Here is a 22651-nt window from a genome sequence, read left to right on the forward strand (position 1 = left end):
GTGACGCAACCGACGCGGTTGCCGAGCGCGCAGGACTGGACGGCCGCACGGCCCGTATATGTGGTGTGGGAGCTGACACTGGCCTGCAACCAGCACTGTGGCCACTGCGGTTCTCGAGCGGGAAGCAAACGCAGTGGCGAGCTCACGTTGGACGAATGCCGCGACGTGATCGAGCAGCTCGCGGCACTGGGCACCCGGGAGATCACGCTCATCGGCGGAGAGGCTTATCTGCGACGTGACTGGGTCGAGGTGGTTCGCGCCATCTCCGAGCACGGGATCCTCGCCACCATGCAGACCGGTGGCCGTGGGCTTCACCCACACGTTCTCGACGCCGCAATCGCCGCTGGTCTGCGTTCGGTTGGGGTATCAATCGACGGACCCGATGATGTGCACGACGCGCTGCGCGGCGTCCCGCGATCCGCCGCATCGGCGTGGCGCCTGCTGACGTTGTGCCGTGATCGCGGACTACCGACGACTGTGAACACAACTGTGACGCCCCCGGCGTTGACGCGACTGGAGGAGATGTTCGAGCGGCTTATCCAAGCCGGTGTATCCACCTGGCAGGTCGGCATCAACGTGGCCATGGGTCGGGCAGCCGACGACCCGACTCTGCTGCTGCAACCGTATGACTTGCTCGAGCTGGTTCCGCGGCTGGCGGCGCTGGCCCGTGCCGGTCAACTCCGCGGCCTGGTCATCATGCCGGGAAACACCATGGGCTACTTCGGCCCCGACGAGGCGCTGCTACGACAGGGCGGCGATACGCGCGTGCACTGGACAGGTTGCAACGCCGGTCGCAACGGCATGGGTCTGGAATCCGATGGCACGCTCAAAGCCTGTCCGTCGCTGCCTCGCGAAGACTACGCCGCCGGTAACGTGCGCGAATTCCCGATCGAACAACTCTGGCAACGCTCCGACGGGGCACGATACCTCCGCACCCGGACCGTAGACGATCTGTGGGGATTCTGTCGCACGTGCGTGTACGCCGCCGACTGCCTGGCCGGGTGTACTTGGGTCAGTCATTCCTTCCTGGGCCGGCCGGGCAACAATCCGTACTGCCACCACCGGGCGCTCGCGCTTCAGCAGCAGGGTTTTCGCGAGCGGGTGCAACGGGTCAGCGCACCGCCGGGTGAGCCGTTCGATATGGGCGAATTCATTTTGATCCTTGAACCCGAGGATGGGCGCGGTCTCGGCGAGGTTCAGGTCCCGCCGGTCTGGTCTCGCCCCGACACGCGTGATCGCGCCGAGCGACCTGTGCCGCGAAGACTCGCGCTGTGTCCCGATTGCGGGCGGTATTCGGATCCGGTGCATGGGGAATGCGTCTACTGCGGCTGCGATTTGGCTCAAGCAAATTTCGAGCGGGCGCGGCATTTGGCTCAGGCCCGTCAAGCGCTGGTCCACCTTCGCAATACACTCGACGAATCGTCTTGGTGGTCTGACGGGCGAGCGGCTTTTTTCTCATCGTCTAGGCAACGTCAACAGGAAAGGTGACGCATCTCCGTTGCATCACGAGGCCAACGGCTTTCGTGGTCCGGGCCGGCGCGCCGATGCACATCGATCACCATGGCACGTGTCAGGAATACGCGCCTGATTTGAACTCAGGTCCGCGTGGAGCTACTAGTGCACGGTAACGCTAGCACTCAAAAGTGCACGCTTCTTCTCCACCAGCCCACGGCTGCTTGTAGTCAGCCGTAATGGTAGTTGTGCCTGCCTTCAAAGCCTTGAACATCCAGACATCTTGGCCCGGTTCCCCCAGAACCAGCGGCGGGCCGATCGGTCCTTCCCACTCGTGACTGGTTTGCTGTACGACGGTGGAATCGCCGATCTCTGTGTCGGTTGTCCAACTGTATCCGGTGGTTGGATTCGAGCCTAGGCGGATTTTCAGCATGTCACCGACAGCCACGTCAATATTGGAGAGAATGGATCGCTCCATCACGTTCATCACATCGCCGTAGTAGACATCGATAGCTGCAGCAGGATCCCCACCCGGCCCGCCCAGGTCCCGGCCACGTAGAGGCGGCAGGGCGACCACTCGAATGAAGTTGGGCTTCTCGAGCTCCCCCTCTAACTCCACGACGTGGCGGTTGTAGAACTCCAGCTCGAAATCCGGGAGGGAGAGTTCTCGCTCATGGAAATGGAGCAGGCAATCGCCGTCACGCGTCTGCAGCCAGTAGTCCGGTCCCTCGCTTTTCGTCCCGACCCGACCAAGCTTGACGTAGAGAAATCCCTCAAACTTCATGCTTCGCTGCCTTCTTGGCGACGCTGTGCATTTATCAAAGTGACCTGTTTAACGGCGTCTGCCCCGAAATAACCGCCAACAACGATCCCGGTCAGCACCGTGAAGTTTGGAATCAAATTTTCAGCCAAGGCAGACAATGTTCTGTCCTTCGACGTGATCAAAAACGCCGCCCAACCGGCAGTGACAAGATAGGTGACAACGAACGCGGCAGCAATGCCATCGCGCATCGAGTTCTTATCATGCCGGCCGGCCCCCGCGTTCCGCTGCAGAAGCCAAACACCCAGAAAGGTGGTGACCGCAATCACCGCAGCGCCTACCTGCAGCGCCGTGTCAGATTCCGTGAAGTATTGATCCCACAGCGGAGCGCCCGCCGCGACTACCACATCTGCTACCACCAGAATTGCGGTACCAAAACTCACGGAACGACGTCGCGCATCGTTCTGTAAGACGCCTTCGACGTCGGAGGCGGCGTGGGCCAATGCGTCAGCCATAGGTACCCTCCCTGTTCCTATTTGGTGGATGTCACCAGCCTCCCCAGATGGTGCGCGCCGATATAGGGCCAAAAGCCCATCGACGCTAGAGACGAACGGCCCCAGTCCTCGAAGCCGCGAAGAATAGGGTCAGCAGACCGTGCGAATCAGCGTATTACGGGGCTTGGGCTATACGTGCTGATTGGTCGGTTCATTCGACGAATTTTCCTCGAATTCGATTCGTCAAGATCGAGCCCCCGAGTGAGGCGATCGTTTGGGACTCTCGCGGCGAAAGGAAAGAATAACTCTATGTAGCATAATACGTCCAAATTGATATATCACAAATGAGGATTTTCCAAAAAACGCCTCCTAGGGAAACACACGCTCAGCCCCGTGTGCCCACGCCGGTCGAGGCACCAAGGGTGGGTCGGTAGTGGGGCGGGAAACTACAGGTGTCGTTCGTCGAGACACTTGGGGCCTAAAGTCCCTTGGTCGGGGTGACGCCCAAGCCAAGACTCGAGGGCAACACGTGAAGGCTAAAAACGTGTTACGCGGGAAACAATCTGTTTTGTTCGTACTTGCGGAGATTTTCCGCAGTAGGACAGGAGAGCAGGCGCGGAGCGGAACGGCGTCGCAAAAACTTGGAAATCACGCAAATCGTTTGCCTTCGGCAAGGGGAAATTGTGAAGCTCATCGATTTTTCTGCCCATCAAATCCCACCAGACGCCATCAAAGCTGCCGGGTATCGCGGCGTGATCGCCTATGTGTCGGAATCGCGTCCCGGCACCGCCTTCGGCGCAAAGCCCGTAGCCCGCGAGTACGCCGACGCGCTACGCGCTCAGGGTCTGCAAATTGTGAGCAACTTCCAATATGGCAAGCCGGGCGGATCCGCGCCCTCAGATTTTACCCGCGGTTTCGCTGGCGGGGTTGCTGATGCGCAGACCGCGATGCGGCTTCACAAAGCTGCCGGGGGGCCAGACTCGGCGCCAATCTTCTTCACGATCGATGAGGACATCGATCTCGATCGCTGGAACAGCGTGGCCGTCGAGTGGTTCCGCGGGATCAACTCTGTTCTGGGAGTTGACCGTACCGGTATCTACGGCAACTCCCGCGTATGCGCCTGGGCGATCGACGACGGCGTCGTAGGGTACTCGACGACGCCGGGTCGTCGTTGGGTCTGGCAAACGAAAGCCTGGTCGTGCGGTTACCGGGAGCCCTCGGCGGTGCTCTACCAGGACGTCATCGACACCGCGTCACACCCCGGTCCCCGCGTGACCGACATCGCTGTCGACGAAGACGAAGTTCTCGCAGACGATTTCGGCCAGTGGAGTCTTGACCGACCAGACCACGCGACAGTGCCGAAACCCGACTTCGACGAGCACACTGACATGGAAAGCCCCTATTTCGATTCCCGCAAGGCCGAGGTCTTGTGGTTCGTGCTGCACACCGAGGACGGGTACAGCAAGTCTGCGCGAAATCTCGCCAACTATCTGTGCAACAACGACTCTGAGGTTTCGTACCATTACACCGTCGACAACGACGGACAGTTGTACAACGTCGTTGACACCGACAATCTCGCCAACGCGGTGTTTGAGCCCGGCAACTCTAAATCCATCAATTTGGCTTTCGCAGGGTCGTTCGCACGGTGGTCCCGCCAGGACTGGTTGGACAGGATGCGGCACGCCATCGAGGTGGCTGCCTACATCGCGGTTCGTGATGCGCGCCGGTATGGCCTGCAGCCAAGGGTAATCAGTCCCGCCGACGCGGCGAGGGGAGAACCGGGCATCACAGATCACAACGGCGTGCGGATCGCAACCGGAAAGGGTGACCATACCGACGTGGGCCCGGGCTTTCCCTGGGATTTCTTCCGGCAAAAGCTGAGCGAATATGTTGGCGAAGTAACAACTGCGGCGGCAAACATGGGGACTCATTTAGAACAGGTCGAGCCTATTGGCCGCGGGTCTGTCAGCGACCATGTCGCTCACATTCAGGACCGATTGAACACGGTCTTCCATGCGGGTCTGCTCCCCGATGGTGAATTCGGTGAGAAGACGCATGCTGCGGTCGCAGAGTTTCAGACCAGCCGTGGCCTTATCCCCGACGGCCGAGTCGGGCCTCATACATGGCTGCAATTGTTCTCCGATCGGGATCGTCTCGCGAAAGCCATGAACAGCGGATGGCGCCCACCACTCCCCGAAGCACTAGTCCTGCCGAAGCCAATTGAACCTGGACCACCGGTGTCCCTATCAAGCAAGGTCAAAGATGTCACCGGCCCTGGCGGCCTAACCGATCAGTTCAGCATGGCGGCAACGGATCTGGGCGTCATGGCCCGCACCCCCTCGGGCCGCATCTTGGCGGTATTCGGCGACACGTTCCGCGAGCCACGGGTGGCCGGCAGCGACTGGCGTGCACCTGTCGCCTTGTTCTCCGATACCAAAAATTTGGACCAGGGCATCGTTTGGAGCGAGGCGGCCGGCGGAGACCCGAACTACGCTCGACAACTCTGGCCGTACCCCCACCACCTCCCCTCGGGTGACACCACGGTGTTGCCCTCGGACGTCATGACGATCGGCAATGCGATGTACCTCCACGCGAGCGCGCACTTCCCGTTCGGAAACGTCGGATTCACCGAAATCTGGAAATCCACCGATGATGGCCACACTTGGTTCCGCCCAGGGCCCCGCTTCGACGGCGGGATCCACAACGGGCTGGCGCAGCTGTGGACCTGGGACGTTGGTGACGACGGGTTCGTCTACGTGATGTCTACAGCCTTCCGCGTCGCACGCGACGCGCCGATCATTTTGCGTCGCGTTCCCGCCGACCGGCTTACCGACCCGGGCGCCTATGAGGGGTGGGGCTTCGGCGCAAACGGATGGGCATGGGGCAACGAACCGACGCCGGTCCTTGACGGCGGCTACGGCGAGATGTGCCTTCGGCGCATTCAGGGTCAATGGGTGTTCGTGGTTTTCAACAACTTCGCATATCGGCTTGAGCTGCGGGTGTTCCCCGACATCACCTCCAACCTCTACAACGTGCCGATGAACGTCCCGATCCACGGCGCCGACTGGGGCGCCGAGGGCGGTGACGCCGTGGCCCAGCTGTACGGACCTTCCATCGTCCCGGGTTCGCGCCTAGACGCCGGCTTCCATCTCCTCGTCAGCCAGTGGAAAGCACCCGGTCCCTGGCCCTACCACGTAATGCAGTTCAAAATCCCGCTACCCCCGGATACGGCGCCAGGTCAGACTTTGGAACGCGCCGTCGGCTCGATTAATGGTCGAAAGCGACCCTCAATCAACCCCAACAGGCAGCCCAAAAAGGCTGCGGCGAAGGCTCAGTCCCGTCGATGAAATGCCCCCGAAGACTGTGCGGAGCCCGCCTGGAAACGAGCGGCGGCGGGTTGTGAAGTGAAGACTTGCGTGCTTAACCAACCTTGCTCTGCACGTCCACCTACACGAGCCGTCTACTTAGGGAGGTTTGCGCGCTTCATGGACACCGATTATGGCTGGCCTGATCTCAGCGATGCGTATGCCGACCTTGAGAGCCAAATCCAGCACGTCCACTCCGACTATCCGGAAACAGAAGATGAGGACCCTACTTCTGATCAGGACAGCCAGACTCCGACTTATACGCAAGACCCGGGCCAGATCCAACCGCCAGCTGAAAGCCAAGTTCACAAAGACGTCAGGGAGCGGCAAAAAGGTCTCAGCGTTATTCGGGCCGATCTTGCTCACCGCGGAGGACTGCTCCTTAACGCACTGGAACAACTGGAAAGCAAACGCGACTGGCAAGGAGAACTCGACTACTGGGTGCAGGAAAGCCAGGAAGCGCAGACAGGTGCTGTGATGACCTGCTTAGATCTGCTGGTCGGGGTTGGCGGCCCTGTTGCCGAAGCACTACAGACTCACCATTTCAATAGCGGCATCCTATGGTCAAGATATCTCGAAAAGAAAGGCCGATTGGAATCCCTTCAACTTGCGCTGAATTCGCATAGATTATCAAGTGCCGAAGCGCGCCAGGCCGCGCAAGAACTCACGGTGGAAATTGGCGAACTTGCGACGACAATCTCAAAAGAGTCCGCCCTAATCAGTGTGTATAGCGTTCTTGATAGGTGGGCCTTCAGGGTTGAGAAAGCGGTCCAAATAATCGAAGCAGTAAATTCTAGCGCCGAGAAGCATAATCTTCTCTTGGCCGCACATCGCGTTGGAGAGTTTTTTACCAGCCAAATCGCCGACATGGGCATGGTCAAAATCGAACAAACCCTGATCAAAGAGGGACTGCTTCCCTGGGAACGAGGACTGCTCCTGGCAAACTTCTTTGTCGGGTACGGTTACAACAGCTTTAGATTTTATACGGCATTCAACAATGTCCATACCATTCTGGCCGACATCGACAACTCTTCTGCAACGGCAGCAAGGTTAAGGAAACTTCATAGCGAAACGGTCAGCCAGATAAGAAACATCGACAAGCAATTGAATCAATTGAAACAGGTTCAAGACAATGACGCGCAGGCGGCAAAACTCCTCCAGCAGCTAAAAGCCAATCGGAGGAAAACAGCATTCAACGCGGGCATCGGGACCGCTTACGCGCTCACAGCTGTCCCAGAATTCCGGCGCCAACATGACAATTAATCTGCACCCCGAGGGGCGATTGCCCTTGCGGGTATTACGCACAATCCGGCCCGCGGGCCGTGCCGTCCACCGCCGGAACCTGACGAGTAACTAATGGAGGTCCATTGCCATGACTACGGAAAATGCTGAACCTCAGGGCAATTGCGTCGAATCCGAGGCCCGAAGCGACCTCGCCGACTCTGCCCCCGCCGGAACGCCCGCCGAGACGCCGAAGACAGTGCACGTAGCCTGTCGTCACCTCGAGATTTATACGCAACCGCCCGGGGCTGATGTGTTCGTGGATCTTCGCATTCTGGGCTGGGTGCACATCGGTAAGACCGGAGTGGATACGCCCGCCCAGTGGGATTACCAAGAGATTGTCGAATGGGATGCCGAGAAGAGCACTTGGGCGATACCGGAATTTTTTCTCTCTGACGGAAATGTCAACATCACTCTGTCCGCAGGATTACCTGATTACGGCGATGCGGTTGTCCGATTAGTACGCGCCCCGGAGGATTTCCAGTACTTTTCGGATCCTCCAGACGTTCTCGCTGCTCAAGGAAAGATCGGAAAGTGCCCAGAAGCAAACCCCGCGTACACCAGCGCCGTTACCATAGTTATTACTCAAACAATGAAATATGCAATCGCTTGGTACTATCTCAAAGTCTATTCCGATCCGCCGGGCGCTCACATCTACAATGCTCAAGATAATAGCTACTGGGGAAAGACCGGGTTGGACAAGCCCGTATTCATACATCTGGCATTGCCCGTAATGTGGAACGAACAGGGCAAAAAGTGGACTTGGAAAGATCCGCATTTCGTTGGCGGATGCCATGAAGCAACTGTCATTGCGAGGAGGGTGGGTTACAGCGACGCAAAGCAGACATTACGGATTCCCTCAACCCACTTCACCTGCTTTCCAGATCCGCCGGACGAGCTCACCGCTCAGGGCAAACTCGGCAGGTCTGACCAGCCAAACCCGAGTAATACGAGTGAAATGATGATCGTTTTACAATCGGGCGCTGGTGACGTCCTCGCGGGGTAGGACCGCCGATCATCGCGCGGGTTGGCCTTCAGCGAGCGTCACCTCGATTGGTCGTCGACGAGTTCGTTCAACTTTGTCACTAGCTCATCGGTCCGGGGCTGCATCCACATAGGGCCTCCCCCGGACTTGACACTGTACGGCGAGTTTTCGCCGGGTTTGACACCGTTGGCATTCCTTACCGCGTTGTAGTCGATTGGGACCAGGCGAATGTCGCGCTGGTCGAAGAGGTCCCATCCTTCTGGCCCGGGTCCCCAGAAAAACATCGCACCGTGCTTGCGGGAATAGGCCGCCTTCGTCGCCGTCCCTTCTTTCGGGATAAGCAAGGGCCAGCCGTTTTCATATTCACCGGTTATGTCGGGAAGCACTTTTCCGTGGCGGCTTGCTTCTTTGGCAAGCTGCCCCGCTTTCTGGAGCAGAAATTTTGCGCCGAAGCCGTCTTCTTTGTCGAAGCCGGGGTACAGATTTATCCCGTACATCGCTATCCGATTGTCCCATCTTTCCTTCAATTTCTGCTGGCCATCGGCGGGCCAGGCGAAGAATTTAGGAAATTCATTCTCGGCCCAAGCGAGGGCGTCGGCGCCGTCTTTGCTCTGCTGGATCAGCACCGGCAAGGTTGTCTCATCAAAGTCGCCGACAGTGTTGCCTGGCTTGTACGATGGGTGTTCCCACGGCTGAGGGTAAAAAGACAATAGTCCACTGAACCTGAGGACTGCGTCGTCATGATTGCCAGTGAGCCGGGACGGCTCTCCGACCCAAATGAAGTAGGGTTCTCCATTGATGTCTGCGGAGATAATCGGATAGAGGCGATAGGCATTACGCCGCACCAACTCTCCGGCCAACGGGAAGATATCCAGCGTTTGGGTGGTTTTGTTTTCATCGCGCTTGCTCAGCAATGGGCAGTCCGGATAGGGATTTTCCTGATAAACGTATTTTCCTTCGTGTTCGATAATAGCCACTACGCCGAAGGGTATTTCTTTGAGCCATGTGTAGTTATCGATCCAGAACTCATAGTGTTGGTACATCGGAAACTGGTTCGGGTCATGGGGATCGATATGAAGTTCTTGCTTCAGTTTAACTTCCAAACGCTGGACGAAGGAGAGGTCCTTTTTAGTCTTATCGATCTTGAGTTTGTCGGTTAGAAAGTCGCCGACGTTCTTCAGCGCGTACCGGAATTGGTTGGCTGAAATTGCGATAACTGGGCCGAGCATATCCTCGTACTGGGCGCAGTAGTCGAGGTACTGGGCGAAAACAGCCCGGATCGAAAACCAGACCAGGGCTTGGCCGAACACGACCTGGGCGGGTGTGCACATCTTGCTAATGTCGCCCAGCTCAGGGAACCGATACGACCAGGGCTGGTAGACGTAGCTACGCGGGGTATATGCGGAAGATGGGTCCCGCGCACCCTCCACGGCCGCGCCGGCGGAATAGACCGCATCGACGTTGAGCAGGGATCGTGCCGTGGGGCCGGGCGAGAGCGCCGCCGGGTTGGACTGTAGCCGTCGGGCTGCTAGGTCGTTGATCTCTTCCGCGGTGCGCGCCTGGCTCTGCAGCGTGGCGAACTCGGCCCGCAACGCCTGCTTGCGGTTCGAGTACTTGTTCTGGATCTCAGGATCTAGCCGCTCGTACTGAATCATTTCGATCGCGGTGCTGATCGCGGCCCTGATCGCATCTGTCTGCACAGCTTCTGTCACATCTTCTCTCGCATAGACCGACTCCGCCGCCAGGGACATGTCAGCTGAGAGGAAGGTCTTGGATAGGCCCGTCCCAGAAGGAAGATCCTTCGGGGCGTTTTCCGGCACCTCCGACACCGGAGGCTTCTCGAACACCGCCTCCCACACCTCGGGATTGGCGCACTTTTCAATGCCGTTATTTTCAAAGCGGTCGGCCTGGGTCTGCGCCCAATCCAGGGGCGTGCAGCCGAGGGGACGGCCGGCAGCCCGCACCGTGAATTTCTTCGCGGCGGTGGCGTTCCTTAGCTTCTTCAAGTAGTCCGCCGCAATCCCCGCACTGACCAAAGGAAGGGACACCGAGACGCCACCCCCGATACCGAAGGTGTCCTCCGTGAGGACACTGGTGTCTTGCAAAGTGCCTTCGAAGATCCCCACGCCCGCCTCATCGAGCTCGTCAACATAACCCGTGCCGAAGGTGTCGTAGAAGTCGGCCAGTGCACCGATTAGGACTGAGACGCTGGCGAGGTCACGCTCATTGAAGGCCTCGGCGGCCTTCAACACGTAATCCATCTTCTCGGCGAACAGTTTCGTTCTGCAGTCCAATAATTGTTGGTGGGTGCCCTTTTTAAATGTGATGGCTGTCGAATTTATCCTCCTCCCGAAGACCTTCATTCGCGATGAACGCCGGCAGGCGTTGAGGGATTGTTGAACGTAAAACTTCGCGGAAGCATCGATAATGCCGGTTTTCAGAGTCAGGGACCCAGATACACTCCACGCCCATGCGTCTTGCGATTCGGTGCTAGAACCGTCGCCGTACACATCGGTCACCGACTTACCGGGGCCACGGTCTAGCAGGCCCGCTTGTTCCAAAAGTTGCGTATCGAATGCCTCGGCACCGGCGAGGAGGCGATTGGTATCTGCATTGATCGCCGTGCCGATGTGAAGGAACTCAAACTCCTCTGGATACGGATCATTCAAGGGATCGAAGGCGTTATCTTTTTCGCTGTCAGACATTGATTTGCCCGTCTGCTCTAATGTCCCTGTTGTAAACCTGCTGAAACGCTTTCAACGTTATGCATGCAAAAGCGCAGCCCACTAGTGTCAAAAGTCCCTCACGTCGAGCCCTTTGGCTAGCGCCAGCCTTGTCACCGGCAAGAGGTGTGGGCGGATCACCACGGCCACGCTTCGGATGCAACTTGCTGGGAGGAGGTCGTACCACGCTTAGCTACGAGGAGCTCAAGCATCACAGCCTGCGGCACACAGGGCTGACGTGGATGGCTGGCACCGGCGTGCCCGGGCACGTACTCCGGAAGATCGCTGGTCATGCGGACCTGCGCACGACGCTGCGTTTCCTGCACCCGGATCGCCCACTGTGCGGGTGCCGGTGAGCTGCTGTCGAAGCACTTGTGGTCTCAGACAAGCCCAAGCAAGCGCCGGGTCGTCTGAACTACTGCTCAAGACATCAAAGCAGCTCAGAGCCTATTTTCTATGGTCGGGCTGACAGGATTTGAACCTGCGACCACTTGACCCCCAGTCAAGTGCGCTACCAAACTGCGCCACAGCCCGTGTGCCGATGAGTCCACCAGCAGCAGGTCGAAAGCCTACCGCAGCCGCGGCGCCGAACCGCTATTGCCCGGCTGACCTGCGAGCCTCGTGGTCGCCGGCTTTGGCGAACCAGGCGTCGACCTTTTCGACCCAGGCCAGCAGCGCCTGGGCAAGCTCGGATTCGCGGCGGTAGAACCGCTGCGACGGAACGGGCACGCTCACCGCGACCATCTCGTCGCCCACGTTCTTCAGTACCGCACCCACCGCGCAGATCCCTTCGCTCTGCTCTTCGCGGTCATACGCCACGCCTTCGGCTTTGACGCGGTCGAGCTCTTTGCGCAACGCCGCCGGCGTCGTGATCGTGTTCGCGGTGAGCTTGGCGAGCCGACTCGGCAGCGCACGGGCTTGCTCCTCGGCCGACAGATTGGCCAGCAGCGCCTTGCCGTTGGCGCAACAGTGCAGCGGAAACGACTCACCCACCGCGCTGATCGCCCGCAGCCGGTGCGGCGAGACCACCTGGTCGACGAAGGTCGCGCGGTCGCCGTCCAGGATCGACAGGTCGACGGTCTCCTCCAGTTCCCGGGACAGCTCCTCGATGAACGGGTGTACGTCGAACACGACGCTGCGGCGCACGGTGGTGGCCATGCGGGCGATCTCGGGTCCCAGCCGATAGCGACCCCGCGCCGCTCGCGAGGCCACCAGCCCCTCGTCGTCGAGCGCATTGAGGATCCGGCTCACGGTCGAACGCGCCATGCCCAGCCGCTCGCCGATCTCGGCCTGGTTCAGCCCGCCGGGATGCGCCTGCAGCAGCCGCAGCATCTCGGCCGCGCGCGCGATGACCTGAATTCCGCTGCCGCGGGCCTCTTCTGCGTCCACACTCATGTCAGGCTCCGGTCTCGAGCCGATAGGTGCCGCTGGGGTCGGTGATCGCCACCAGCCGCACGATACAGCCGTCGCCACCGACCCAGCGCCACGGGAAAGCCGCGAAGGTGACCCGCTTGCCGGTGACCTTGTCCACGTCGCCACCCACGTTCTCGAAGCCGTAGATCCCCTTGGACAGAATCGCGCGGTGGCAGGGCTCCCATTCCGGGAAGTCGTCAAGCACCTTGTGGCCGGTTTGCTCTTCGTATTCCTTTACCGCCCAAGGCAATAGACCACCCGTGTGTTCGGCGGGGCCGTGCGGACCGATCGAGGTGGCCAACGGATGATCGAGAGCCTGGGTATCCGTGCCGACGGCTTTGACGCCCTTGGCCGCGAACCACTCCCCGGCTTCCTTGTAAAAGCCCGGCGAATACGCGTAGTACTCGGCGCTGTCGGCGTAGTTGTGGTGCCAGCCGGTGTTGACGATGACGATGTCGCCCGGCCGGATCTGCGGCGTGGCCCTCTCCAGGTCCTCGGCCGTGACGACCTCCCACTTCTTCTTCGGGATCGACACCACAACCCCGGTGCCGAAGAATGCGCTCAGTGGGATCTCGTCGAGCAGTGGCGTGCCTTCGATCACGTGGCCCGGCGCGTCGATGTGCGTGCCGGAATGCATTACCGTGGTGATCTTTTGGGTGAGGACGCGGCTTCTGGCCATGTTGTGCAGTCGTTCGATCTTGACGTCCTCGAAGTACGGCCACGCCGGCACACCATGTCCCCAGGGGTGCGACAGATCGTAGAACTCCAGCTTCGATTCGGCGTCGCCAAGCGGCCAGCTCATTGGCACGACAGTTCCTTTCGTATCAGCATGCGGTGTAGCCGCCGTCCAGGTACATCACCTGGCCGGTATAGAAACTCGACGCGTCGCTGAGCAGATAGATCAACGCGCCGATGAAGTCTTCCGGTTCGGCGAAGCGGCGCAACGGGATTCGTGCGAACATCGCCTCGCGGGTCTTGCGTCCCTTCTCGTCGTCGGCATACATCCACTCGGTCAACTCCGAGCGGAAAACCGTTGGCGCCAGGGCATTTACCCGTATTCCCTGTGCGCCCCACTCGGCGGCCAACGACTTGGCCAGCAGGTCGGTCGCCGCTTTCGACGGGCAGTAGGCGCTGTAGCCGGCGGGATGACCGAGGCTGCCGCGCACCGAGGAAACCAGCACGACGCTGCCTCCCCCGCCCTGCTCTAGCAGCACGCGTCCGGCCGCCTGGCATACCAGCCAGGCGCCGCGCGCGTTGGCCTTCATCACGTCGTCGAAGTCGTCGACGGCCATCTCGGTGATCGGCTGGACGTGGTTCATGCCCGAGGCAACCAGGACGCCGTCGAGCCGGCCGTGCTTGGCCACCGCGGCATCGACCATGGCCTGGGCGTCGGCCGGGTATCGGGGCGGCGGACCACCACCGCCAGGTCGTGCCGGCCCGTCTCGGCAGCGAGCTCGGCCAGCCGCTCGGTGTTGCCTCCGGTCAGTGTCAGCCGCGCCCCGGCCTCGGCCAGGGCCCGGGTCGCCGCGCTGCCCAAGGAGCCGGTCGCGCCGGTGATCAGGATCGACTTGTCCTGCACGCTGAATCGCGACGCGTTCACGATGCCTCCACTAAGTCCCGCATCACGGGTATTGCATCCCGTTATACAAGAAGACGTTAGTGCTGAGTCGTCGCTGAAGTCAACGTTGATTCCTGTGATGTAGACATCATCAGCCGCATTGTGGGAAGTAGCGCCTGAGGGGTCGCCGAGTGCGCGGTCAGGGCGGCGAGTGGGCGGTCAGGGTGGCGAGTGGTCGCTCGGGGCGCCTTGGACGCGCACTCGACGCGAAGGGACGGGGGCGTTACAGCCCGACAGTCAGCGGCGCTTGGCGGTGCGCTTTTCGCGGACCCGCACGTTGATACGGATCGGGCTGCCGTCGAACCCGAACGTCTCGCGCAGCCGCCGCTCCAGGAACCGTCGGTAGCCGGCCTCGAGGAAGCCGGTGGCGAACAGGACGAAAGTCGGCGGCCGGGCAGTGGCCTGGGTGGCGAACAGGATGCGGGGCTGCTTGCCGCCGCGCACCGGAGGCGGCGTGGCCGCCACGACTTCCTTGAGCCAGGCGTTCAGCGGGCCGGTCGCAATCCGGGCATCCCACGATGCCAGCGCGGTCTCCATCGCCGGCACCAGCTTCTGCACGGCCCGTCCCGTCTTGGCGGAGATGTTGACCCGCTCGGCCCACTGCAGCTGCGCCAGTTCGCGGTCGATCTCGCGGTCCAGCAACTCGCGGCGGTCCTCGTCGACCAGATCCCACTTGTTGAAGGCCAGCACCAGCGCCCGGCCGGCCTCGATCACCATGCTCAGCACCCGCTGGTCCTGTTCTGTCAGCGGCTGCGACGCGTCGATCAGCACGAGCACCACCTCGGCCGAATCGATGGCCGAGTGCGTGCGCACCGACGCGTAGAACTCGTGCCCGCTGGCCTGCCCGACCTTGCGGCGCAAGCCCGCGGTGTCGACGAAACGCCATATCTTGCCGCCCAATTCGATCAGCGAGTCCACCGGATCGACCGTGGTTCCCGCGACGTCGTGCACGACCGAGCGCTCGTCGCCGGCCAGCTTGTTCAGCAGCGAGCTCTTGCCGACGTTGGGCTTGCCGACCAGCGCCACCCGGCGCGGACCGCCGGGCGCCGGTGCCGCCTCGGACACCTCGGGCAACACGGCGAGCACGTCGTCGAGCAGATCGGCCACACCGCGGCCGTGGATCGCACTGACCGCATGTGGCTCGCCCAGACCCAGCGACCACAGCGCGGCCGCGTCGGATTCGACCTTCTCGCTGTCAACTTTGTTGGCGGCCAAGAAGACTGGCTTGCCGGAGCGCAGCAGGATGCGGGCAGCGGCCTCGTCGGCGCTGGTGGCACCGACCGTGGCGTCGACCACCAGGATGATCGCGTCGGCGGTACGCATCGCCACCGACGCCTGCTCGGCCACCAGCTGTTGCAGGCCCTTGGCGTCGGGCTCCCAGCCCCCGGTGTCCTGCACGACGAACCGGCGACCGGTCCACAGCGCGTCGTAGGAAACCCGGTCCCGAGTCACGCCCGGAATGTCCTGCACCACCGCTTCGCGCCGGCCCAGGATCCGGTTGACCAAGGTCGACTTGCCGACGTTGGGCCGGCCGACAATGGCCACCACCGGCGCTGGACCGGGCTCGTCGAAGTCTCCCGAATCGGAATCGACGACCTCCCAATCGCTTTCGTCGGACCAGGTACCGTCCTGACTCACCGCACTGCCTCGCTTCGCTGCTTGACCAACTCCAGCAGGTGATCGATCACCTGCGCCTCGGTCATGTCGCTGGTGTCGACGATCACCGCGTCCGCCGCCGGTCGCAACGGCGACAGCGTGCGGGTAGAGTCCAGATGATCCCGGCGGCGCACATCGGCCAGGACCCCGTCGTAATCGTCGGCCAAACCCGCGGCGATGTTCTGGTCATTGCGCCGACGGGCGCGGGTCTCGGCCGACGCGGTCAAGAAGATCTTCACCGGCGCGTCCGGCAACACCACCGTCCCGATGTCGCGGCCCTCAACGACGACATCGCCCGGCCCTTGTGCCATTTCGCGCTGCAAGGCGACCAGCCGGGTCCGTACGGCGGCAACCGAGGACACCGCCGACACCGCACCGGTAACCTCGTCGCCGCGAATCTCGGCCGAGACATCCTCTCCGGCAAGGAAATAACGATCGCCCTCGGGGCGGTAGTCGACCGACATCTGCACCGTCTCGGCGACCCCTGCGACCGCTTCTGCGTCGGCGGGGTCGATCCCGGCGCGCAACACGGCCAACGTCACCATTCGGTACATCCCGCCGGTGTCCAGGTAGCGCGCCCTCAGCGCTTCCGCCAATCCCTTTGACACCGAAGACTTTCCGGTTCCAGCCGGGCCGTCGATCGCCACCACGACACCGCCCGTCACAGGCCGATGGTTCGCTCCACTCCCGTCACTCACTGCGTTTGTTCCGCTCGTTCCGCTCACAAGCCCACCGCTTGGTACAGTTGGCCGATCTCGCCCTGACTCAGCGCCCGGATGCTGCCCGGCCGCTGCTTACCCAGCGCGATCCCACCGAGCTCGGTGCGTACCAGCGACTCCACCGGGAAACCCACCGCCGCCAGCATCCGGCGCACAATCCGATTGCGGCCTTCGTGCAACGTCAAGCGCACCAACGTTTTTCCGGGAATGGCGTCCACCACCGCGAAGTCGTCGACACGCGCGGGGCCGTCCTCCAACTCGATTCCGGCCCGCAATTGCTTGCCCAGACCGCGCGGTACCGTTCCAGCGACCGTGGCCAGATATGTCTTGGGCACTTCGTGGGAGGGGTGCATCAAACGGTGCGCCAGCTCACCGTCGTTGGTCAGCAGGATCAGCCCCTCGGTGTCGGCGTCCAACCGTCCCACGTGAAAGAGCTTCTTGTTCCCTCGCACTCGCCGTTCGACCAGGTCGCCGATGCACGGCCGGCCGCGGTCGTCGGACATCGTCGACTGCATCCCCAGCGGCTTGTTCAGCGCTAGATAAACCTGCGTCTCGTCGACGGCGATCCTGGCGCCGTCCACGCGGATCACGGAAGCGTCGGGGTCGACGCGGGTGCCCAGCTCGGTCACCACCTGCCCGTCCACTTCGACGCGACCGTCGATGATCAACTTCTCGGCGGCTCGGCGTGACGCAATTCCGGCCTGGGACAACACTTTTTGCAGCCGGATCCCCTGATCGTCGGCCATCAATCCTGGTCCACGTCAAACGAAAGCGACTGTTCGGGCGTCTGGCCACCCGCCAGTTTGATGAAACGTGGCTCGCTGTCCAGGGATTCGCTCAGGTCCTCGATCGAGTCGACGTCGGGAAGCAGCGGCGCGATGTCGGGCAGGTCGGTCAACGACTCCAGCCCCAGCCGCTCCAAGAACAGCTCGGTGGTGGCGAAGGTGGCCGCGCCGCTGTCCTCGTCGACGCCGGCCTCGGTGATCAGGCCGCGCGCCAACAGGGTTCGGATGACGGCGTCGACGTTGACCCCGCGCACCGCGCTGACCCGCGCACGGGTCACGGGCTGGCGGTAGGCCACCACGGCCAGGGTCTCCAGCGCGGCCCGGGTGAGCTTGGAGCGAGCGCCGTCCAGCAGCAGCTTCTCCACGTAGGGCGCGTACTTGGCGCGGGTGTACATCCGCCACCCCTCGCCGGTCTTACGCAGGTCGATGCCGCTGTCGCGTTGCGTGAGCTCCTCGGCCATCAGCTGCAGTTTCGCGGCTATCCGATAGACGGGCTGCCCGGTGGCGGCGCCCAGCGCCTCCTCGGCGACCGGGGTGTCCACCACCAGCAACAGCGCCTCCAGCACGCCGCGCAGCTCCTCGTCGTCCAGCGGCGCTGCTTCGGCGATGTCGGGGATGCCTTCGATACCCGGGTCGAGATCGAGGTCGGGCAAGTCTTCAGTCACGAGCGCCCCTCCTCTCCCCCGCAAGCGGGCGGTACCCCCACATCGCTGCGCTCTGCATCGTCACGGCGCGAGTCATTTATTCGTCCCGTATTTCGGTGGTCGGACGCTCCCCGGTCCACGAAATCTGGAGCACGCCAAGCGGCTCCGACTGGTCGAATGCTACCGCCCGGGAGCGATACAGCTCGAGCAGCGCCAGGAAGCGTCCTACCACTTCCATCGGTACCTCACAGTCGGCGACCAGCTCGGAGAACGTGGCCCAGTGGCCGCTGCCCCGAGCTTCGAGCATCGACAGCAGCTTCTGGGCCTGCTCGGGCACCGAGACCTGAAGCTCGTGCAGGTGGCCGATGGACACCGTCGGCACCGGCCGCGGGCTGAACGCGACCGCGGCGATCTGGGCGAAACGCTCGGCGTCGACACCGATCATCACTTCCGGCAGCAGTTCGGTGAACCGGTCCTCCAGCGACACCGCACGCGGGTAGCTGCGTAGCGCGGTGGCTTCCAGCTCGGCGAACATCTCCGCGACGTGCTTGAACGCGCGGTACTGCAGCAGCCGGGCGAAGAGCAGGTCGCGCACCTCGAGCAGGGCGAGGTCTTCCTCGTCGTCGATCTGTCCGGCCGGCAGCAGCCGCGCGGCCTTGAGATCCAGCAGGGTGGCGGCGACCACGAGGAACGCGGTGGTCTCCTCGAGGTCGAGCTGGGCGCCGATCTCGCGGGTGTAGGCGATGAAGTCGTCGGTGACCTGGTGCAGCGCCACCTCGGTCACGTCGAGACGATGCGCGAAGATCAGCTGCAGCAGCAGATCGAACGGCCCCTCGAAGTTGGTGAGGCGGACTTGGAAACCGGTCGAGGAGCCGTTCTGCGCAGCCGCCTCACCATTGGCTGTGTCGTTCACGCGCCGAATCGGTCGATGAACTCGCGGGCCAAAGCGCGATAGGCGATGGCGCCCGTCGACTTCGGCGCCCAGGTGGTGATGGGTTCGCCCGCCACACTGGTCTCCGGGAAACGCACGGTCCGGGTGATCACGGTGTCGAACACCAGGTCACCGAAGCGTTCGACGACCCGGGCCATCACCTCACGGGCGTTGACCGTGCGCGGGTCGTAGCGGGTCAGCAGGATGCCGCTGATCTCGAGCTTCGGGTTGAGCCGGTCGCGCACCTTGTCCACGGTATCGGTGAGCAGCGCCAGGCCGCGCAGCGAGAAGAACTCGCACTCGGTCGGAATGACCACGCCGTCGGAGCAGGCCAGCCCGTTGACCGTGAGCAGGCCGAGCGACGGCTGGCAGTCGATCAAGACATAGTCGTAGCGGTCCAGCACCGGATGCAGCGCGCGACCCAGCGTCTGCTCCCGGCCCACCTCGTTGACCAGCTGGATCTCGGCGGCCGACAGGTCGATGTTGCTGGGCACCAGGTCCAGGTATTTGACCCGGGTGGACAGCAGCACGTCTTCAATCGACACCCGCGGCTCGACCAGCACGTTGTGAATGGTCTTTTCCAGCTCGTAGTGCGGGACGCCGAGGCCCGCGGACAGCGCGCCCTGCGGATCCATGTCCACCAGCAACACCCGCCGGCCGTACTCGGCGAGCGCGGCACCCAGGTTGATCGTCGAGGTGGTTTTGCCGACGCCACCCTTCTGGTTGCACATCGCAATCACCTTGGCCGGGCCGTGCGAGGTGCGTGGCTGGGGCTCCGGGATCGCCCGCGGCGGGCGCCCAGTAAGGCCAATCTCGACGCCGCCGTCAGGCTGGTCGGTCATGCCCGGGGTGTTGCGAAGGTGAACATCGTCCGAAAGTCTATCGGGTAGGCGCGCGTAAACCGGCCGACCCGCAGGGTGTTTTACCAGCGAATATGTGCGGATATCGCGGGCGTGGTGCCGTTGAATTCGCATGCTTAACACCAGTCACACGAGCACCAGCCGAAGGGGAGACGGACGCTACCCGCCGCGCGTCACTGCCGGCCGGTCTGGGTGGTCACGCCAGTTCCAGCGACTCCCGCGCGCCGGGCTCCAGGGTCAGGACGGGCCGCAGCGCATGGAGCACGTCGGGGTCCTCGATGGTGGACGGCATCTCATCGTCGTGGCCGTGCGCGATGCGGCGCATCGCCTTGCGGAGAATCTTGCCGGAGCGCGTCTTCGGCAACGCCGAGACGATGTCGACCCGCTTCAGACACGCCAGCGCACCGATCTGGTCGCGAACCAGCGCCACCAACTCGTCGGCGAGCCCGTCCCCCGGCGCCCCGGCCTGCAGGACGACGAACCCGCGCGGGATCTGGCCCTTGATCTCGTCGGCGACGGCGATGACCGCCACTTCCGCCACCGCAGGGTGCGACGCCAGCACCTCTTCTATCGCGCCGGTGGAGAGTCGGTGACCGGCCACGTTGATGACATCGTCGATGCGGCCCATCACGAACAGATAGCCGTCCTGATCGACATATCCGCCGTCGCCGGTCAGGTAATAGCCGGGATGCTCGCACAAGTACGAGGCTTCGTACCGCGCGTCATCCTGCCAAAGCGTCGGGAAGGCACCGGGCGGGAGCGGCAGACTCAGGCAAATGGCGCCCTCCTCACCAGGCGAGCAGGCCGCCCCGTCCGGATTGAGGATCGCGACCTCGTAACCCGGCATCGGCACGCCCGGCGAACCGGGCTTGATCGGCAGCGGTTCGGCGCCTATCGGAATGGCTGCGATCGCCCAACCGGTCTCGGTCTGCCACCAGTGGTCGATGACTCGAACGCCGACTTTGTCGGACACCCATGAGTAGGTGTCGGGGTCGAGCCGCTCACCGGCGAGGAACACCGATTCCAGATGGGCGCGGTCATAGCGCTGTAGCCAGGTGCCGTCGGGATCGTCCCGGCGGATTGCGCGGATGGCGGTCGGCGCGGTGAAGAAAACCTTCACCTCATGCTCGGTGATCACACGCCAGAAAGCACCCGGGTCGGGCGTGCCCACCGGCTTTCCCTCGTAGAGCACCGTGGTGGCCCCCGCGAACAGTGGTCCGTAGACGATGTAGGAGTGCCCGACCACCCAGCCGACGTCCGACGCCGCCCAGAAGACATCGCCGGGACTGACGTCGTAGATGTGGCGCATGCTCCACAGCAGCGCTACCGCGTGACCACCGTTGTCCCGCACCACACCTTTGGGCCGGCCGGTCGTACCCGAGGTGTAAAGGATGTACAGCGGATCCGTTGCGGCCACCGCGACTGCCGGCACGGGCTCGGCGGTGCTCATCAGCTCCTGCCAGTCTCTGTCACGGCCGTCGATCATGCTGCAGCGCAGCCGGTCCCGCTGCACGATGACGCAGTGCCGCGGCGGATGCGCGCTGGCGGCGATCGCCGCATCGAGCATGGGCTTGTACTCGACAACCCGGGTCGGTTCGATGCCGCACGACGCCGAGACGATCACGGCAGGACGAGCGTCGTCGATGCGAGTGGCGAGCTCGTGGGCGGCGAATCCACCGAAGACCACGGAATGCACCGCACCGATGCGGGCACACGCCAGCATGGCGACCACCGTTTCCGGGATCATCGGCATGTAGATGACCACGCGGTCGCCTTTGCTCACCCCCAAGCTGCGCAGCACCCCGGCGAAACGCGATGTGAGATCTAGCAATTCGGCATAGGAGAGGGTGCACTTCGTCGCCGTCACGGGTGAGTCGTAAATCAGCGCCGGCGTGCCGCCGCGGCCGGCATCGACGTGCCGGTCGAGCGCGTTGACGCAGGTGTTGAGTTCCGCGTCGGGAAACCAGCGATAGAAAGGCGGTCGGCTGTCGTCGAGGATCTGCCTCGGCGCTTGCGTCCATGTCACCGCCTCCGCGGCCTGCGCCCAGAATGTCCTCGGATCGTCGAGGCTGACCTGGTGAAGCTCGCGATAACCGTTCATCTGGCTCCTCTGCCGGCCGTCACCAATGGCCGGACGGTATAGCCGGGACCGCGGGGACGCAAGTCTTGGACACCACCGTTGGGTCGACGATGCCTATGGTGGGCGTATGGATCTCAAACGACGGATACCGCTGCTGCGGTGGTCGGTATGGCGGATGGCCGCCGGAGCGCGCAACATCACCACGACGGGCCAGATCGGCGACGGACGCGAGGCGGCCGCGGTCGACTACGTCGTCAACAACGCCCGGGCCGGCGACATCGACGACGTGATCGCCACCATCGACAAGTTCGCCTACGAGAAGTCGATGCTGATCAACGTCGGCGACGAGAAGGGTCTGCTGCTCGACGCCGCCGTACGCCGGGCCGACCCCGCGCTCGCGCTGGAGTTGGGCACCTACTGCGGCTACGGCGCGCTGCGGATCGCCCGGGCCGCGCCGAACGCCAAGGTGTTTTCCGTCGAGCTCGCCGAGGCCAACGCCGCTAACGCCCGGCGGATCTGGGCGCATGCCGGCGTCGCCGATCGGGTGACCTGCGTCGTCGGCACCATCGGTGACGGCGGGCGCACCCTCGACGCGCTCGCCAACGAGCACGGATTCGCTTCTGGCGCACTTGATTTGCTGTTCCTCGACCACGACAAGGACGCCTACCTCGACGATTTGAAGAGCATCATGGACCGGGGCTGGCTGCATAAGGGCTCGATCGCGGTCGCCGACAACGTGCGGGTGCCCGGGGCGCCGAAGTACCGCGAGTACATGCGCCAACAGCAGGGCAAGTTGTGGAACACCGTCGAGCACAAGGCTCACCTCGAGTACCAGTCGATGGTGTCCGACCTGGTGCTGGAGTCCGACTACCTGGGCTGAAATTC

The 22651-nt window shown here is 62.7% G+C and carries 18 protein-coding genes, 1 tRNA gene and 2 pseudogenes; 7 read left to right on the forward strand and 14 right to left on the reverse strand.

Translation table 11 applies throughout. The annotated features are described in order from the left end of the window. Nucleotides 1-1488 (forward strand): radical SAM/SPASM domain-containing protein, encoded by a 1488-nt coding sequence (locus SKC41_RS19625; protein WP_330979339.1) that lies wholly within the window; start codon nt 1-3, stop codon nt 1486-1488. Nucleotides 1489-1630: 142 nt separating this feature from the next. Here the strand turns inward: SKC41_RS19625 and SKC41_RS19630 are convergent, their stop codons facing one another. Both SKC41_RS19630 and SKC41_RS19635 read right to left on the reverse strand, forming a co-directional pair. Then, nucleotides 1631-2236 carry a protease inhibitor I42 family protein gene (locus SKC41_RS19630; protein ID WP_330979340.1) on the reverse strand — a complete coding sequence of 202 codons (606 nt, stop codon included), beginning with the start codon at nt 2234-2236 and terminating at the stop codon, nt 1631-1633. Beyond that, nucleotides 2233-2727: a hypothetical protein gene (locus tag SKC41_RS19635; RefSeq protein ID WP_330979341.1), complete on the reverse strand. Its 495-nt coding sequence runs from the start codon at nt 2725-2727 to the stop codon at nt 2233-2235. Before SKC41_RS19635 ends, SKC41_RS19630 begins: the two co-directional genes overlap by 4 nt. 620 nt (nt 2728-3347) lie before the next feature. Between SKC41_RS19635 and SKC41_RS19640 the strand changes: the two are divergent. From SKC41_RS19640 to SKC41_RS19655, 4 genes and pseudogenes are all read left to right on the forward strand, one after another. After that, nucleotides 3348-4046, forward strand: a pseudogene (locus SKC41_RS19640) (DUF1906 domain-containing protein); the annotation flags it as partial. A 48-nt stretch (nt 4047-4094) separates the two neighbouring features. Next, nucleotides 4095-6053, forward strand: a complete 1959-nt coding sequence (locus tag SKC41_RS19645) for a DUF4185 domain-containing protein (protein WP_330979567.1) — start codon at nt 4095-4097, stop codon at nt 6051-6053. A 138-nt stretch (nt 6054-6191) separates the two neighbouring features. Further along, nucleotides 6192-7334 carry a hypothetical protein gene (locus SKC41_RS19650; protein ID WP_330979342.1) on the forward strand — a complete coding sequence of 381 codons (1143 nt, stop codon included), beginning with the start codon at nt 6192-6194 and terminating at the stop codon, nt 7332-7334. Between the two features lie 109 nt (nt 7335-7443). After that, nucleotides 7444-8358, forward strand: coding sequence for a hypothetical protein (locus SKC41_RS19655; protein WP_330979343.1), 915 nt, complete (start codon nt 7444-7446; stop codon nt 8356-8358). Between the two features lie 38 nt (nt 8359-8396). On the opposite strand, the gene SKC41_RS19660 is transcribed toward SKC41_RS19655, so the two are convergent. Further along, a complete protein-coding gene (locus SKC41_RS19660) occupies nt 8397-11042 on the reverse strand; it encodes a hypothetical protein (protein WP_330979344.1) in 2646 nt (881 codons plus the stop codon). A 260-nt stretch (nt 11043-11302) separates the two neighbouring features. Between SKC41_RS19660 and SKC41_RS19665 the strand changes: the two genes are divergently transcribed. Then, nucleotides 11303-11416 (forward strand): hypothetical protein, encoded by a 114-nt coding sequence (locus SKC41_RS19665; protein ID WP_330979568.1) that lies wholly within the window; start codon nt 11303-11305, stop codon nt 11414-11416. Nucleotides 11417-11517: 101 nt separating this feature from the next. On the opposite strand, the gene SKC41_RS19670 is transcribed toward SKC41_RS19665, so the two are convergent. The 11 genes and pseudogenes from SKC41_RS19670 to SKC41_RS19720 form a co-directional block, all read right to left on the reverse strand. Continuing rightward, nucleotides 11518-11594: transfer RNA gene (locus SKC41_RS19670), tRNA-Pro, on the reverse strand. Nucleotides 11595-11654: 60 nt separating this feature from the next. Beyond that, complete coding sequence (locus SKC41_RS19675; RefSeq protein WP_330979345.1) at nt 11655-12455, reverse strand: IclR family transcriptional regulator; 801 nt, start codon at nt 12453-12455, stop codon at nt 11655-11657. 1 nt (nt 12456) lies between these two features. After that, on the reverse strand, nt 12457-13281 hold the full coding sequence (locus tag SKC41_RS19680) for a cyclase family protein (protein WP_330979346.1): 825 nt from the start codon (nt 13279-13281) through the stop codon (nt 12457-12459). 16 nt (nt 13282-13297) lie between these two features. Continuing rightward, nucleotides 13298-14076: pseudogene (locus tag SKC41_RS19685) on the reverse strand (SDR family NAD(P)-dependent oxidoreductase). A gap of 252 nt (nt 14077-14328) precedes the next feature. Next, entirely contained in the window at nt 14329-15729 is a 1401-nt protein-coding gene (gene der / locus SKC41_RS19690; protein WP_330979347.1) for a ribosome biogenesis GTPase Der, read from the reverse strand. Beyond that, nucleotides 15726-16412: a (d)CMP kinase gene (cmk, locus tag SKC41_RS19695; RefSeq protein WP_330979348.1), complete on the reverse strand. Its 687-nt coding sequence runs from the start codon at nt 16410-16412 to the stop codon at nt 15726-15728. Before cmk ends, der begins: the two co-directional genes overlap by 4 nt. 56 nt (nt 16413-16468) lie before the next feature. After that, nucleotides 16469-17212 carry a pseudouridine synthase gene (locus SKC41_RS19700; RefSeq protein ID WP_330979349.1) on the reverse strand — a complete coding sequence of 248 codons (744 nt, stop codon included), beginning with the start codon at nt 17210-17212 and terminating at the stop codon, nt 16469-16471. Continuing rightward, nucleotides 17212-17904 carry an SMC-Scp complex subunit ScpB gene (gene scpB, locus SKC41_RS19705; RefSeq protein ID WP_442931730.1) on the reverse strand — a complete coding sequence of 231 codons (693 nt, stop codon included), beginning with the start codon at nt 17902-17904 and terminating at the stop codon, nt 17212-17214. The genes SKC41_RS19700 and scpB overlap by 1 nt, the downstream gene beginning before the upstream one ends. An 88-nt stretch (nt 17905-17992) precedes the next feature. Then, nucleotides 17993-18808: a segregation/condensation protein A gene (locus SKC41_RS19710; RefSeq protein WP_330979351.1), complete on the reverse strand. Its 816-nt coding sequence runs from the start codon at nt 18806-18808 to the stop codon at nt 17993-17995. After that, nucleotides 18805-19668 carry a ParA family protein gene (locus SKC41_RS19715; protein WP_330979352.1) on the reverse strand — a complete coding sequence of 288 codons (864 nt, stop codon included), beginning with the start codon at nt 19666-19668 and terminating at the stop codon, nt 18805-18807. Before SKC41_RS19715 ends, SKC41_RS19710 begins: the two co-directional genes overlap by 4 nt. Nucleotides 19669-19882: 214 nt before the next feature. After that, nucleotides 19883-21787 (reverse strand): AMP-binding protein, encoded by a 1905-nt coding sequence (locus SKC41_RS19720; RefSeq protein ID WP_330979353.1) that lies wholly within the window; start codon nt 21785-21787, stop codon nt 19883-19885. A gap of 106 nt (nt 21788-21893) precedes the next feature. Between SKC41_RS19720 and SKC41_RS19725 the strand changes: the two genes are divergently transcribed. After that, nucleotides 21894-22646 (forward strand): O-methyltransferase, encoded by a 753-nt coding sequence (locus SKC41_RS19725; RefSeq protein WP_330979354.1) that lies wholly within the window; start codon nt 21894-21896, stop codon nt 22644-22646. The last annotated feature ends 5 nt before the right edge of the window (nt 22647-22651 follow it).

The organism is Mycobacterium sp. 050128 (genome assembly GCF_036409155.1).
GTDB lineage: Bacteria > Actinomycetota > Actinomycetes > Mycobacteriales > Mycobacteriaceae > Mycobacterium.